13 protein-coding genes are annotated in these 14,164 nt (G+C 63.7%); 2 read left to right on the top strand and 11 right to left on the bottom strand.

Features of this window, described 5'->3' with window-relative positions; all coding sequences use genetic code 11:
• Positions 1-7: 7 nt before the first annotated feature.
• The 4 genes from ACNFBR_RS00470 to ACNFBR_RS00485 all read right to left on the bottom strand — a co-directional run bounded on the left by ACNFBR_RS00470 (position 8) and on the right by ACNFBR_RS00485 (position 5,684).
• Complete coding sequence (locus ACNFBR_RS00470) at positions 8-1,051, bottom strand: PDDEXK nuclease domain-containing protein (RefSeq protein WP_416733232.1); 1,044 nt, start codon at positions 1,049-1,051, stop codon at positions 8-10.
• Between the two features lie 142 nt (positions 1,052-1,193).
• The gene (locus ACNFBR_RS00475) at positions 1,194-2,585 is read right to left on the bottom strand and encodes an amino acid permease (RefSeq protein WP_416733233.1); all 1,392 of its coding nucleotides are present in this window, start codon (positions 2,583-2,585) and stop codon (positions 1,194-1,196) included.
• Positions 2,586-2,956: 371 nt separating this feature from the next.
• Entirely contained in the window at positions 2,957-4,312 is a 1,356-nt protein-coding gene (gene gudD, locus ACNFBR_RS00480; protein WP_416733234.1) for a glucarate dehydratase, read from the bottom strand.
• A gap of 19 nt (positions 4,313-4,331) precedes the next feature.
• Positions 4,332-5,684: an MFS transporter gene (locus tag ACNFBR_RS00485; RefSeq protein ID WP_416733235.1), complete on the bottom strand. Its 1,353-nt coding sequence runs from the start codon at positions 5,682-5,684 to the stop codon at positions 4,332-4,334.
• Positions 5,685-5,944: 260 nt separating this feature from the next.
• Between ACNFBR_RS00485 and ACNFBR_RS00490 the strand changes: the two genes are divergently transcribed.
• Positions 5,945-6,646, top strand: a complete 702-nt coding sequence (locus tag ACNFBR_RS00490) for a FadR/GntR family transcriptional regulator (protein WP_416733236.1) — start codon at positions 5,945-5,947, stop codon at positions 6,644-6,646.
• Positions 6,647-6,827: 181 nt separating this feature from the next.
• Here ACNFBR_RS00490 and ACNFBR_RS00495 read toward each other — a convergent pair whose 3' ends face one another.
• The 7 genes from ACNFBR_RS00495 to ACNFBR_RS00525 form a co-directional block, all read right to left on the bottom strand.
• Positions 6,828-7,589, bottom strand: coding sequence for an ABC transporter ATP-binding protein (locus ACNFBR_RS00495; RefSeq protein WP_416733237.1), 762 nt, complete (start codon positions 7,587-7,589; stop codon positions 6,828-6,830).
• Positions 7,586-8,647, bottom strand: a complete 1,062-nt coding sequence (locus ACNFBR_RS00500) for a FecCD family ABC transporter permease (RefSeq protein ID WP_416733238.1) — start codon at positions 8,645-8,647, stop codon at positions 7,586-7,588. The genes ACNFBR_RS00495 and ACNFBR_RS00500 overlap by 4 nt, the downstream gene beginning before the upstream one ends.
• Positions 8,644-9,759 (bottom strand): ABC transporter substrate-binding protein, encoded by a 1,116-nt coding sequence (locus ACNFBR_RS00505; protein ID WP_416733239.1) that lies wholly within the window; start codon positions 9,757-9,759, stop codon positions 8,644-8,646. The genes ACNFBR_RS00500 and ACNFBR_RS00505 overlap by 4 nt, the downstream gene beginning before the upstream one ends.
• Positions 9,760-9,884: 125 nt before the next feature.
• Positions 9,885-10,895: a zinc-dependent alcohol dehydrogenase family protein gene (locus ACNFBR_RS00510; RefSeq protein WP_416733240.1), complete on the bottom strand. Its 1,011-nt coding sequence runs from the start codon at positions 10,893-10,895 to the stop codon at positions 9,885-9,887.
• A gap of 222 nt (positions 10,896-11,117) precedes the next feature.
• Entirely contained in the window at positions 11,118-11,708 is a 591-nt protein-coding gene (locus tag ACNFBR_RS00515; protein ID WP_416733241.1) for an HAD family hydrolase, read from the bottom strand.
• Positions 11,705-12,574: an acyl-CoA thioesterase II gene (gene tesB / locus ACNFBR_RS00520; RefSeq protein ID WP_416733242.1), complete on the bottom strand. Its 870-nt coding sequence runs from the start codon at positions 12,572-12,574 to the stop codon at positions 11,705-11,707. The genes ACNFBR_RS00515 and tesB overlap by 4 nt, the downstream gene beginning before the upstream one ends.
• A 148-nt stretch (positions 12,575-12,722) precedes the next feature.
• Positions 12,723-13,292: a GNAT family N-acetyltransferase gene (locus tag ACNFBR_RS00525; RefSeq protein ID WP_416733243.1), complete on the bottom strand. Its 570-nt coding sequence runs from the start codon at positions 13,290-13,292 to the stop codon at positions 12,723-12,725.
• A gap of 179 nt (positions 13,293-13,471) precedes the next feature.
• On the opposite strand from ACNFBR_RS00525, the gene ACNFBR_RS00530 reads away from it, so the two are divergent.
• Positions 13,472-14,158, top strand: coding sequence for a histidine phosphatase family protein (locus tag ACNFBR_RS00530; protein WP_416733244.1), 687 nt, complete (start codon positions 13,472-13,474; stop codon positions 14,156-14,158).
• The last annotated feature ends 6 nt before the right edge of the window (positions 14,159-14,164 follow it).

The raw sequence follows: 14,164 nt of genomic DNA on the forward strand, positions 1-14,164 counted from the left end.
TGAATGCTCAAGCGCTCGGATCGTCTGCAGTACCCAAGGCATAGAACTCATGCAGCTTGGCTTGCAGCAATGCCTTGTCCGGCAAGCGCGTTTGATACTCGGCAATCAGCGCTGGGGACAAACTGCGATTGAGTGCGTACTCAACCACCTCGTAGTCTCTGCTGGCGCATAGCAATACACCGATGGCGGGGTTTTCATGAGGCTTGCGCTCATTGCGGTCCAGTGCTTCGAGATAGAAATCCAGCTTGCCCAGGTACTCTGGCTCGAAGCGACCGACTTTCAGTTCGATCGCTACCAGGCAGTTGAGGCCACGGTGGAAGAACAGCAAGTCGAGTGCGAAGTCACGGCCGCCGACCTGAAGCGGGTATTGCGAGCCGACGAAGCAGAAATCCCTACCCAACTCGATCAGGAACTGTTTGAGCCGGTCCATCAATGCGCAATGCAGGTCTGATTCGGCATGCACACCAGGCAGACCAAGAAACTCGACCATGTAGGCATCCCGAAAAACGTCCATGGCCGCAGGATAGTTCTGCCTCAGTGCTGCCGAAACTTTTGCCGGGTTAGCAACGCAGCGCTCATACAGAGCGGCTTTAAGTTGACGCTCAAGCTCACGCCGCGACCAACGCTCCTGAACGGCCATCCGCACATAAAACTCGCACTCATCACGCTGCTTGCACTGCCCCAGAATGATAAGGTTGTGACTCCAAGACAATTGTCGCACCAGTGGTGCGACTTTCTCATCGCCGCGATATGAATCGTAGAACTGACGCATCCGGAACAAATTCGCACGCGTGAACCCACGCAAGCCAGGTTGCGTTCGAGCAAGATGAGCAGCCAACTGACTGACCACCGAGTCGCCCCACTCCGCCTGCTCCAGCTTGCGACTGATGTAGGCACCGACTTGCCAGTACAGCTCGATCAACTGCGTGTTGACCGTCTGCACCACCCGCTGTCTGGCCCCTTGGATCAATGCCAGTACCTCATCAAAGCGGTCATCCTTAATCGACGATGGGGCCACTGGCACTTGTGGCCTTTGTTGTTCTGCGCTCATGCATCGACTCCCTCATGAATTCGAAGAGGAGTCTACGCCGGGCAAGCCCCACGCCGACCGCCCGCGCGGCCAAACAAGTGTTTCAAAAAACAAAGGGCACCCATCCACGAGTGCCCTTTGCCCTACCACCCGGTGAACTCAATCACCCCATCGACCGCACCCCCACCGGTTGCGCATGGCCCCGCGAGGTCACGATCCCCAGGAAGGAAATCACGATCGCCAGGCCCAATGTGGAACTCACCTCCGCCCGATGCTCAGGCGTGTACATCATCACCGCCAGCGCCCCGGCAATGAAGACGATCACCGCCCAGGTCAGGTACGGGAACAGCCACATACGGAACTTCAGCTCGGTGTTTTCCCGCTCCAGGCGGCGGCGCATGCGCAGCTGCGAGATGGCGATGACCATGTACACCAGCAGGGCGATGGCGCCGGAGCTTGCCAGCAGGAATTCGAACACGCCCTTCGGTGCGAAGTAGTTGAGGATGGCGATGGCCGCACCGATCAGGGTGCTGCCGAACACCGCGGCACGCGGTACGCCGACCTTGGAGGTTTTGTTGAGGAAGGCCGGGGCGTCACCGCGCTTGGCCAGCGAGTACATCATCCGCGAAGCGATGTAGATCGACGAGTTCATGCAGCTGGTCACGGCCACCAGCACCACCAGGTCGACCATGAACGCCGCATTGGGGATGTTCATGATTTCCAGCGCGCGCTGGTACGAGCCCACCACCGCCAGCTGCGGGTCGTTCCACGGCACCACCGAGATGATCACGAAGATCGACAGGATGTAGAAGGTGCTGATACGCCAGATCACCGAGCGGGTGGCCTTGGCGATGTTGCGCGACGGGTCGCTGGACTCGGACGCCGCGATGGTCACCGCCTCGGTGCCGATGAAGCTGAACATCACGGTAATGAACGCACCGACCACCGCCGACCAGCCCTTCGGCGCAAAGCCGCCGTACTCGGCCATCAACCCGCTCAACCCGCTGACCTCACGGTTGGGCAGCCAGCCCATGAGTGCGGCGAAGCCCAGGCCGATGAAGCCAAGAATGGCGGTGACCTTGAGGATGGCGAACCAGAACTCGAACTCGCCGTACTTGGCCACGCTGAACAAGTTGGTACCGGCCAGCAGCAGCACCGAAGCCAGGGCGAAAATCCAGCTGTCCACCTGCGGGAACCAGGCGTTCAACACATGCCCGGCGGCCAGCGCTTCGATAGGGATGACCAGCACCCAGAACCACCAGTACAACCAGCCGATGGTGTAGCCGGCCCAGCGCCCGATGGCCTGGTCGGCATAGGTGGAAAACGATCCGGTGTCAGGGTGTGCCACGGCCATTTCGCCGAGCATGCGCATGACCAGTACCACCAAGGTCCCGGCCACGAAATAGGAAATTATGGTTGCTGGCCCGGCTGCCGCGATGGCATGGCCAGAGCCTACGAAAAGTCCGGCGCCGATGATGCCGGCGATGGACAGCATCGTTACATGACGTGGCTTGAAACCTTGTGCAAGGTTGCCATCAGATCCCACGGTGTTCATTGATGTTGTTCTCTTTTTGCTGACACAAGGATGGACGGGCAGGCGTAGGCGAAAATATCTCCTTTGAATTCAATAAGTCGACACGTTACTCGCGCACTGTTGTGGATTTTTGGCGCGCATCACAGAGCAACGTGGCAGTGCGGGTCGGGCTTCATTTAAGCCCCGCATGGCGGTGGGAAATTACACGAGAACGCCCCGGAACTGTTCGATCACGACAGGGCAATTCCATTAACGCCAGATGTCGCGAATGGCATGCCCGATTGCGCCACCGGGCCGTTTGGCGCTTTTGTTTTTCATTTGGATGTGGGTTGCCTGTGCCGGCCTCTTCGCAGCGCAAGGCTGCTCCTACAGGGACCGCACAGGCTTGTTGGTTAACGCACCAGGCAAGGCCGCTTGTTATCGAAGCACCAACCCGGTATCAGGTACTGCATCGCCACGCTGTCATCCCGCGCGCCAAGGCCCATGTTGCGGTAGCACTCATGCGCCTTGGCCAGCTGGTCTTCATCCAGCTCCACCCCCAGCCCCGGCCGCGCCGGCACCCGCACATGGCCGTCGACAATGCGCAGCGGCTCGCGGGTCAGGCGTTGGCCGTCCTGCCAGATCCAGTGGGTGTCGATTGCGGTGATCTCGCCCGGCGCCGCAGCTGCCACCTGGGTGAACATCGCCAGCGAAATGTCGAAGTGATTGTTGGAGTGAGACCCCCAGGTCAGCCCCCAGTCGTTGCACATCTGCGCCACCCGTACCGAACCCTGCAAGGTCCAGAAGTGCGGGTCGGCCAGCGGAATGTCCACCGACTGCAACTGGATCGCATGGCCCATCTGGCGCCAGTCGGTGGCGATCATGTTGGTGGCGGTGGGCAGACCGGTGGCGCGGCGGAACTCGGCCATCACCTCGCGGCCCGAGTAACCGTTCTCGGCACCGCAGGGGTCTTCGGCGTAGGCCAGCACGTTGTGCTTGTCGCGGCACAGGGCAATGGCCTCTTTCAATGACCAGGCGCCGTTCGGGTCGAGGGTGATGCGCGCTTCAGGGAAGCGCTCGGCCAAGGCCGTCACCGCTTCCATCTCCTCCTCGCCCCGCAATACCCCGCCCTTGAGCTTGAAGTCGCTGAAGCCATAGCGCGCCTTGGCGGCCTCGGCCAGGCGTACCACCGCTTCCGCGGTCAGGGCCTTTTCGTGACGCAGGCGGAACCAGTCTTCATCGCTATCGGTTTCGTTGCGGTAAGCCAGGTCAGTCTGCTGGCGGTCACCGATATAGAACAAATAGCCGAGCATCTTCACTGCATCGCGTTGCTGCCCCTCGCCCAGCAGAGCCGCCATCGGCACGTTCAGGTGCTGACCGAGCAAGTCGAGCAGCGCCGATTCGATGGCGGTCACCGCATGCACGGTAATGCGCAGGTCGAAGGTTTGCAGGCCACGCCCCGCCGAGTCGCGGTTGGCGAAGGTCTGGCGCATGGCATTGAGCACGCGCTGGTAGTGGCCGATTGGCTGGCCGAGCACCAGGCTGCGGGCGTCCTCCAGGGTCTGGCGAATCTTCTCGCCGCCGGGCACTTCGCCCAGGCCGGTGTTGCCGGCGCTGTCGCGCAGCACCACCACGTTGCGGGTGAAATACGGGCCATGGGCGCCGCTGAGGTTGAGCAGCATGCTGTCATGGCCGGCGACGGGGATCACGCGCAGGTCGGTGACCACCGGGGTGGTGGTGTGAACGGCGGGGTTGGTCTGCATGTTCATGATTATTGTCTCGCAGTCATCAGTGGATCTGGCCCAGGGCCGAAGGGGCCTTTAGGTCATCGGAAGGGGCGCCCTTGGGGCGAGTGCGTACGAAGAAGATGGCGATGGCCGCCAGCACCGAGGTCACCGCCAGGCCGTACAGCCCGCCCTGGATCGAGCCGGTCTGCTGTTCCAGCAGGCCGAAGGTGGTGGGGGCGACGAAGCCGCCGAGGTTGCCGACCGAGTTGATCAGCGCAATCACGGCCGCCGCGATACGGGCATCCAGGTAGCCCTGCGGGATTGGCCAGAACAGTGACGACGCCGACTTGAAGCCGATCGCGGCGAAGCACACCGCAACGAAGGCGAACACCGGCCCCCCGGTGGTGGACATGAACATGCCGATGGCGGCGACCAGCAGGGCACCCGCCACCCAGGCCTGCTGGAACTTCCAGCGTGCGGAACCGGCGGCGAAGGCGTACATGGCCAGGATCGAGATCAGCCACGGGATCGAGTTGAAGAACCCGACCTGCATGTCACTGAGGTCGCCCATGCGCTTGATGATGCTCGGCAGCCAGAAGGTAGCGGCGTAGATGGTCAGTTGGATGCAGAAGTAGATCAGGCAGAACAGCACGATCTGGCGGTCTTTGAGCAGGCTCCAGGCTGACGGCTTGACCGCGCCGATGGCCTCGCGCGCTTGCTGCTCGCGTTCGATGGTGGCGACCAACGCATCCTGCTCGGCCTGGCTCAGCCACTTGGCGTCCTGCGGCTTGGAGTCGAGCCAGAAGAACACGAAGAAGCACAGGGCTACCGAGGCCATGCCTTCGATGAACAGCATCCATTGCCAGCCGTGCATACCCAAGCCCTGGATCTGCATCAGCGCCCCGGCCAGCGGCCCGGAGATCAGCGAGGCCAGCGCCGAACCGCTGAGGAAGATGGCAATGGCCTTGCCGCGCTCGGCCGCCGGCAACCAGCGGGTGAAGTAGTAGATCACCCCGGGGAAGAACCCCGCTTCGGCAACACCCAGCAAAAAGCGCAGCACATAGAACTGGGTTTCGTTCTGCACGAAGGCCATGGCCGTGGCCACCAGCCCCCAGGTGAACATGATGCGGGTCAGCCACAGACGTGCCCCTACCTTCTGCAGCAGCATGTTGGAGGGTACTTCGAACAGCGCGTAGCCAATGAAGAACAAGCCGGCGCCAAAGCCGAAGGCCGCAGCGCTGATGCCCAGGTCACTTTCCAGGTGCGGGCGGACGAAGCCGATGTTGACGCGGTCGAGGTAGTTGACGATGAACATGATGACGAACAGCGGCAGTACGTGGCGCTTGACCTTGGCCACGGCACTGGCCAACGCGTCGCCTTCATGCCGGGCAGACGGAGCGAGGGTGTCGTTCACTTGCGGATCTCCCACTAATTGTTTTTGTGCGGGTCGAGGTTGTCTGACATGACAGTGGGGCTGAGCATATGCGCCACACAGTTGTACGACAAGATCGTCAACGTCGGGAAAATCGCAAAGTACAAGCTGTCACAATGGAATCTTGCTGAGATCATGCAAAAACAGCTCAGCTATGCGCTGACTTAACCACAAGAAAAACCGGCAAAAAATATTTCTATCGATTAACTTGTCGTACAAGCACGACAAGAAGCGGATCGCACATGGAACCCGAACACGCCCGCAAACGCGGCCACAGCCGAGCCCATGACCTGGTGTCCAGCCTGACCCAGCACATTTTGCTGGGCACCTTCAAACCGGGCGACAAGCTGCCCTCGGAAAACACCTTGGTGCGTGAGCACGGGGTCAGCCGCACCGTGGTCCGCGAAGCCTTGTCGAAGTTGCAGGCCTCGGGGTTGGTGGAGCCGCGCCACGGTATCGGTACCTTCGTGATGGAGCGCCAGGCCCAGGCTGGGCTGCGCGTTGCGGCGGAAAACGCGGCGAATGTGCGCGATCTGCTGGAACTGCGTATTGGCCTGGAGGGCCAGGCCGCAGCGCTGGCCGCGCTACGTCGTGATGAAGGGCAACTGGCACGCATGCGCCAGGCGCTGGATGACTATCAGGACCTGGCCGCTGCTGGCGACAGTTGCATCGAAGCCGACCGGCGCTTTCACCTGCTGATTGCCGAGGCCACCGGCAACCTGTATTTCACCGAGATGCTGCTGCAGCTGGGCAACGGCTTGATCCCGCGTAACCGCATGGCCCTGGCCGAACGCTCCGGGGCCAAGCTGGCGCGGCAAGCCTACCTGGCCAACCTGGAGCACGAGGCGATCCTCAATGCCATCCGCCGGCAAGACCCGGATGCGGCACGGGCGGCGGTGTGCCTGCACCTGTCCAACAGCCGCGACCGGTTGTTACCAGACTAAGAGCGCGGTCGATTTCAAGGCAAACACAAGCCCTGTAGGAGCAGCCTTGTGCTGCGAAGAGGCCAGTAAGGCTAGCGATTAGCCTCGGCTGCAATGGCCTCTTCGCAGCACAAGGCTGCTCCTACAGAGTGATGCGGTAGCCTGAGTGATGATGCAAGACCGTTGCGCGTCGACGTGAAAGTCAAGCCAACGCCCGGTCCACCAGCACCTGCAGGCGCCCCTGCGAACAGCGCTCCACCCGCGCCTCCACGCCATACACTTCAGCCAACAGCCCCGGCTGCAGCACATCCCCCGGCGCCCCGCAGGCCACCACCCGGCCCTCACGCAACACCACCAGCCAATCTGCGTGGCTGGCCGCCAGGTTGATGTCATGCAGCACGGCCACCGCCAGCAATCGATGCGCCTGCACCCGCTCGCGCACGGCATCCATCACCCGCAACTGGTAATGCAGGTCCAGTGCGCTGGTCGGCTCGTCCAGCAACAGCACCTGCGGGTTGCGCGCCAGCAACTGGGCCAATGCCACCAGTTGCCGTTGCCCGCCTGACAAACTGTCCAGCGAGCGCTCGGCCAACCCCTCAATGCCCAACTGGCGCAACGCATCGAAGGCGCTGCCCAGCAGGTCGCTGCAAGCGCTTACGCGCAAGGCCGCCACAATGCTTTCCAGTACGCCCAGGGCGATTCCCGGCGGCAATTGCTGGGGCATGTAGGCCAGGCGACGCGAACGCTCGGCAAACCCCAGACGCGTCATGTCCTGCCCATCCAGGCTCAAACCACCGCGCATCCGCTCCAGCCCTGCCAGGGCGCGCAGCAACGTAGACTTGCCCGCGCCATTGGGCCCGACCAGCGCCACCAGGCTGCCGGTCGGCAACGCCGGCAGGCTCACCCCATGCAGGATCTGCCGCGCGCCGTAAGCCACCGAAACACCCTCGATCAACAGGCTCACAACCTCCTCCCCCGGCGAAACACCAGCACCACGAATACCGGCACGCCCACCAACGCAGTAACAATGCCCACCGGCACGATCACCCCCGGCAAAATCGCCTTGCTGACAAGCGACGACAGCGACAGCATCAAGGCCCCCACCAGCGCACTGGCAGGCAGCAGGAAGCGTTGGTCTTCACCGACCAGCAGCCGGGCGATGTGCGGCCCGACCAGGCCGACAAAACCGATGGTGCCGACGAACGCCACCGCCGTGGCCGACAACAGGCTGATGCGCAGCAGCGAGGCAAAACGCAGGCGCCGCATATCCACACCAAAACTGCGCGCACGGTCTTCGCCCATGCGCAACAAAGTCATGGCCGGTGCAGCTCGCAGCGAAAACGGCAACAGCAACGCCAACACCAGGGCCAAAATGCCAAGCTTCTGCCAATCGGCCCGGGCCAGGCTGCCCAGGGTCCAGAACACCAGTTGCTGCAGCACGTCCTCGGTGGCCAGCAACTGCAGCAACGAGACCAGCGCGTTGCAGCTGAACACCAGGGCGATGCCGAACAGCACCAGGCTCTGCACCCCGGCGCCACGCAAGCGCGACATAGCCTGCAACAGCACCACCGACAGGCAGGCGAAGAGGAACGCCATCGCCGTCACCTGGGCGCTCGGCGCCAGCCAGGCGATGCCCAGCGGGTAGGCGATCGCCAGCGAGGCACCGAGCGCCGCCGATGACGACACACCCAAGGTAAAGGGGCTGGCCAGCGGGTTGTCGAGGATCGCCTGCATTTCGGCACCGGCAAGCGCCAGGGCCGCCCCCACCAGTACCGCCATCAGCGAGTACGGAAGGCGCACGTTCCAGATGATCACCCGCTCGGTGGCGCTCAACGTCGCCGGGTCGAGCATGCCATGCAGCAATTGCCCAAGGCCCATGCCCGAGGCACCGCTGGCCAGGTCGCCGAGCACCGACAGCAGCAGCAACACTGCCAGCGCGGACACCAGCAAGGCCCGCCGCCACAGCAGGCGGCGGTAGTGCCAGGCCGCGAGCGCCGCACCGTCGTGAGCCAGCGCGGTCACTGGGCGTCGACCCAGTACTGGCCGTCCAGGCCGACCCTGAGCAAGCGGTTGATTTCACCCATGGTGGCCTGCGGGTCGATGTCCTTGAAGCGCTCCGGGTGCACCCAACGGGCCATGGCCTCGACCGCGAGAATATTGAACGGTGAGTTGTAGAAGTCATGCCACAAGCCATGCGCCTGGCCGGCCCGGATCGGCCGCAGCGGCGCGAACTCGGGGCGTTCGGTGATCTTCGCCAGGCTTTGCCGTGCCGTATCCACGGATACACCGGCCCCCAGCAGCACGCCCGGCGCACGATTGCCGGTAGCGATGTACACGTCCGGGTCAGCCTGCAGCACATACTCCACGCTCACATCACCCAGCGCGCCCGGCACCACGTCGGCGCCGATGTTGTGCCCACCCACAGCCTCGACCACGCTGCCCAGACCGCTCTTGCCGGTGGTGTGCCCCGGTGCCTGCCACACGCCAGCCAACAGTTCGAGGAACACCTTGGGCCGCTCGCTTTCCTTGATCCCGGCTACGCCGTCGGTCACCCGTTTCAGGTGGCGGTCATACAGGCTCAGGTAGTCCCGCGCCTGCTGTTCACGCCCCAGCAAGGCACCCAGCGCCTCCATGCTGACCCGAGTATTGCGGATCGGGTGCACGCGGAAGTCGATGAACAACACCGGCACACCGGCCTTTTCCAGCAGGTCGGCCACCGGGCTGTGCTGCGTCGGGCCTTCGCCGGCGATACTGAAAATGGCCAGGTCGGGCTTGAGGGCAAGAATCTGTTCGGCGCTGACGCTCTGCTCGGAAGCCTGGCCGATCAGCGGCAGCTTGGCGACTTGAGGGTACTGCTGCGCATACACCTGATAGGTGTGAGGGTCGAGCAGGCGCATGTCGTTCTGCCAGCCGACCACGCGTTGGAACGGGTTGTCACGGTCGAGCAGCGCCAACGCGAAGAACAGCCGGCCTTCGCCGAGCACGATGCGCGTGGGGGCATGGTCGAGCTGCACCTTGCGCCCTAGCACATCGGTCACCTGCACGGCGCTGGCGGGTTGGATGAAGCCGAGGCAAGTCGCCAACAGCAACAAGGCAGGCAGCAAGCGCTGCCAGGAAAGGGGAAACTGGCACATCGAGGCATCCTCTTGAAGAGAATCAATCGCAACAGAGCGGGGCATTCTAGCCAGCCGCCCTGTGCTGCCGATGTGCGCGAATGTATTGGCTTGTAGGGTGGCCGTTACATCTGGCCGCCCTTACCTCACCAGGTCAGGCAGATCTTGCCGAAATGCCGGTTGCTCTCCTGGTAACGGAACGCCTCGACGATCTGCTCCAACTCGAAGTGCTTGTCCACCACCGGCCGCAAGCCGTTGGCATCGATCGCCCGGACCATGGCCTGCTGCTGCGCACGGCTGCCCACCAGCACCCCTTGCAGGCGAATCTGCCGCACCAGCGCCTGCACCAGCGGCAACTGCCCGGCCACCCCGGTGAGGATGCCGATCAGCGAAACATGCCCGCCAATGCGCGCGGCAATCATCGACTGCTCCAGCGTCGCCGGGCCGCCCACTTCGATCACATGATCGACGCCGCGGTTGCCGGTCAGCTCGCGCACTTGCTCACCCCAGGCCGGGGTGCTCTTGTAGTTGATCAGGTGGTCGGCGCCCAAAGCTTTCAGGCGCTCCAACTTGGCATCGCTGGACGAAGTTGCGATCACTGTGGCGCCGGCCAGCTTGGCGAACTGCAGGGCGAAGATCGACACACCGCCAGTGCCCTGCACCAGCACCGTGTCGCCGGGCTTGAGGTGGTCATCGCTCATCAACGCGCGCCAGGCGGTAAGGCCGGCAGTGGTCAGGGTGGCAGCCTCGGCATGGCTGAAGCCCTTGGGCGCCAGGGTGAAGGCCGTGGCGCGGGCGGTGACCTGTTCACGGGCGTAGCCATCGATGCCGTCACCGGGCACCCGGGCAAAGCCCTCGACATTGGCCTGGCCATCGAGCCAGTCGGGGAAGAAGGTGCTGACCACGTTGTCGCCGACCTGGAACTCGGTAACGCCCGCCCCAACCGCGACCACTTCACCGGCGCCATCGGCCATGGGGATGCGCCGCTCGCTCGGGCCCCACATACCGCTGACCACGGCGAAATCGTGGTAGTTGAGGGAACTGGCGTGCAGGCGTACGGTGATCTCGCCGGCCTGGGGCTCGGGCGCCTCGCTGGTGCCGACCTCGACCTTGTCGTAGCCGCCACCGGGTTGTACGTAGATGGCCTTGCTGGTCATGGGTGAGTCTCCGTATCAGGGGAAAGAGTGGGGTTGAGCATAGACAGGTCTGGCCTCTTCGCGGATACAGCGCTGCTCTTGAGTTGAGCGCTGGCCCTGTAGGAGCAGCCTTGTGCTGCGAAGAGGCCAATACAAGCAACAGATAGGCATGTTGGTAATGGCCCCTTCGCAGCACAAGGCTGCTCCTACAGGTTCGGTGCTGAACCCAGGCCAGCGCTAGAATCAGCCCAGCATCACCTTCAACGCCCGGCAATCGGCCGCATGCCAATCCACCAGTTCCGGCCAAGGGTTATCCGGCAGGTTCACCAGCACCGTGCGCGCCCCCGCCGCCCGCCCACAATCCAGGTCAAAGCGGTAATCCCCCACCATCACCAGCTCGCTGGGCGCCACACCCCAGGCACTGGCAATCTTCAGTAGCCCGTCCGGGCTCGGCTTGGGCGCAGCTTCGTCACGCCCGAGAATATGTTCCACCGCAAAACAGTCCGCCAGGCCGATGGCTTCCAGCGTCACATGCGCCAGCTCACGCGCATTGCGGGTAAGAATACCCAGCCGACAACCGCGCTCGGCCAACTCGCGCACCAGTTCCACCGCCCCGGTGGCCGCCGTGGAGGCAATCGCCAGGTCCCGCTCGTGCTCCAGCAACCAGGCATGCTTGGCCGCCGCCTCATCGGCCGGCAGCGCCGCCAGGTGGGTGAGAATGTCGTGTTCGGCCGGGATGTCCAGTGCCACGCGGATGGCGGCAAAGTCGTGCACGGCCACGGTCAGGGTGCCGTCCATATCGAACACCCAGTTGCGCACTTCGCCCAGGTTCATGCCCAATCCTTGCGATGGCGAATCAGGCCTTCTTGGCTCGACGATGCCACCAGTTGCCCGGCCTGGTTGAAGATGCTGCCACGGCAGAAACCACGGGAGTTACCGGCCCATGGGCTGTCGGTGGCGTACAGCAGCCATTCGTCGGCACGCAGGTTGCCGTGGAACCACAGCGAGTGATCGAGGCTGGCGATCTGCATGTCGCGCTGCCACACCGACTTGCCATGGGGCAGCAACGCGGTGGTCAACAGGCCGAAGTCCGAGGCGTAGGCCAGCATGTACTTGTGCAGGGCAGGCACGTCAGGCAGGTTGCCGTCGGCGCGGAACCAGGCGTACTTCACCGGGTCGCCGGGCTTGGGGTTGAACGGGTCACGCTCGGTGACCGGGCGAATCTCGATCGGTTTGGCACACAGCACTTTGTCGCGAATGCGTTCAGGCAACTGGTCGGCCATGGCCCGGGCCAGTTCGACTTCGGTGGGCAGGTTTTCCGGGCCGACCACCTCAGGCATCTGCGCCTGGTGCTCGAACCCTTCCTCGTCGTACTGGAACGACGCGCTGCAGGTGAAGATGGTCTGGCCTTTCTGGATCGCCGTCACCCGCCGAGTGCTGAAACTGCCGCCATCGCGCACGCGGTCCACCGAGTACACCACCGGCAGGCTGGCATCGCCCGGGCGCAGGAAGTAGCCGTGCAACGAATGCACATGGCGCGCGTCCTCGACCGTCTGGCTGGCTGCCGACAACGACTGCCCCAGCACTTGCCCACCGTACAGTTGGCGGAAGCCCAGGTCCTGGCTGCGCCCACGGAACAGGTTCTCCTCGATGGCTTCGAGGCTCAACAGGTCGACCAGGTCGTCCAACACATGACTCATCGGGGGTTCTCCGTAGGAGCGAGCTTGCTCGCGATGCGCCGCCCAAGCGGCGCTCGATCTCACAGGCGCTGAACGTGCAACAGGCAGCGCCTTCCAAGGTGGGCAAATAATACAGTGTTTGTCATTCGCGCCGGGCATGGCCGTGCATTCAGGCGCGCAGGGTGCGCTCCCAGTGGGCGCGGTCGATGCGGTACAGCACATGCGGGCGCAGCGGGTGGCCCTCAGGCAGGCGGGGGTGCTCGAAGCTGCCATCTGCGTCCTGCTGCATGCCGATGGCTTGCATCACCTTCTGCGACGGCAGGTTGCTCTGGCTAGTGAACGACACCACTTCCTCCAGGCGCAATTGGGCGAAAGCACAACGCAGACAGGTCCAAGCCGCCTCGCTGGCAAAGCCCAGGCCCCAGTGGCGGCGGGCCAGGCGCCAGCCAATCTCCACCGCGGGGGTGAAATCGGCGTCGAAGCCCACGTGCAGCAAACCGGTCATGCCGATGAACGCGCCGCTGTCCTTGCGCTCAAGGGCCCACAGACCAAAGCCATATTCATTGAAGTGCCCGCGTACCCGGCCGATCAACGCCGCGGCCTCAAGGCGCGTCAGTGGTGCCGGGAAGTAGCGCATCACCTGCGGGTCGGCGCACAGCGCGGCGAACTCGCGCAAATCGTCGTCGTGCCATTGGCGCAGCACCAGCCGTGCGCTTTCCAGTTCAAGGATGGGGGTCATCGGGCCTGCTCCGGTTTTGCCGTCTTGCAGTTTACAGCGTAGGCGCGGGCGCGGGTTTCACCCAATCGCTAGCCGCCGAATGCAATTTTCACACGCCCTTCACCGCCCCCCGACAGGCCCCTCAGCAAAATCCCGCCATCTCTGCCGTGCCAGACGCGGCCATGCCAACGGAGCCATGCATGCAATCGAGCAATACCCTGGGGCACTCTGCCATTCACGCCCGACGCAAGCGGCGCCTGACCCGCAAAGCCCTCGGTGCCACCCTTGGCCTGTGCATGGTCGTGGCGGCGTTGACCACCTGGCTGGCGACGAGGACGCATATCGTGGACCTTGGCAATGAGCAACAACTGAGTGACAGCGGTTTGCTGCAAGACTGGGCCGACGGGGCGGTGATCGTCATGATCCGCCACGCCGAACGCTGCGACAGCGCACCCGGCCCCTGCCTGGACGACCCCACCGGCATCACCGTGAGCGGTAGCCAGGCCGCTGCCCGTGTTGGCCAGGGGCTGGGCCAGCTGGGCCTGAACAATGCCGACCTGCTTACCAGCCCGAAACTGCGCACCCGGCAAACCGCGCATTTCATCCTCGGTCAGGCGGTGGCCAGCGAAGGCTGGCTGGAAACCTGCGACAGCCAGTTCGCCAGCGAGGCGCTGGCGCGCAAGCGTGCGGGGCATAACCTGGTGCTGGTGACCCACAACGGCTGCATCGACCATTTCGCTCGCCAGCAGAACGTTGCCGGCGGCGAGCGTCAAAGCAGCTACGCCAGTGCTCTGTTCGTGTCGGTAGATAGCACGGGCAAGGCGCGCATCCTCGGGCGCTTGAACGAGCCGGACTGGCAACGCGTATTGGCCAGCGCAGGACGATAACTGGCA

The organism is Pseudomonas sp. NY11955, assembly GCF_048068035.1.
Classification (GTDB): Bacteria; Pseudomonadota; Gammaproteobacteria; order Pseudomonadales; family Pseudomonadaceae; genus Aquipseudomonas.

Excerpts from the sequence above, each read along its gene's own strand:
- ACNFBR_RS00470 (WP_416733232.1), bottom strand. The coding sequence starts at position 1,051 with ATGAGCGCAGAACAACAAAGGCCACAAGTGCCAGTGGCCCCATCGTCG.
- ACNFBR_RS00475 (WP_416733233.1), bottom strand. The coding sequence starts at position 2,585 with ATGAACACCGTGGGATCTGATGGCAACCTTGCACAAGGTTTCAAGCCA.
- gudD (WP_416733234.1), bottom strand. The coding sequence starts at position 4,312 with ATGAACATGCAGACCAACCCCGCCGTTCACACCACCACCCCGGTGGTC.
- ACNFBR_RS00490 (WP_416733236.1), top strand. The coding sequence starts at position 5,945 with ATGGAACCCGAACACGCCCGCAAACGCGGCCACAGCCGAGCCCATGAC.
- ACNFBR_RS00505 (WP_416733239.1), bottom strand. The coding sequence starts at position 9,759 with ATGTGCCAGTTTCCCCTTTCCTGGCAGCGCTTGCTGCCTGCCTTGTTG.
- ACNFBR_RS00510 (WP_416733240.1), bottom strand. The coding sequence starts at position 10,895 with ATGACCAGCAAGGCCATCTACGTACAACCCGGTGGCGGCTACGACAAG.
- ACNFBR_RS00515 (WP_416733241.1), bottom strand. The coding sequence starts at position 11,708 with ATGAACCTGGGCGAAGTGCGCAACTGGGTGTTCGATATGGACGGCACC.
- tesB (WP_416733242.1), bottom strand. The coding sequence starts at position 12,574 with ATGAGTCATGTGTTGGACGACCTGGTCGACCTGTTGAGCCTCGAAGCC.
- ACNFBR_RS00525 (WP_416733243.1), bottom strand. The coding sequence starts at position 13,292 with ATGACCCCCATCCTTGAACTGGAAAGCGCACGGCTGGTGCTGCGCCAA.
- ACNFBR_RS00530 (WP_416733244.1), top strand. The coding sequence starts at position 13,472 with ATGCAATCGAGCAATACCCTGGGGCACTCTGCCATTCACGCCCGACGC.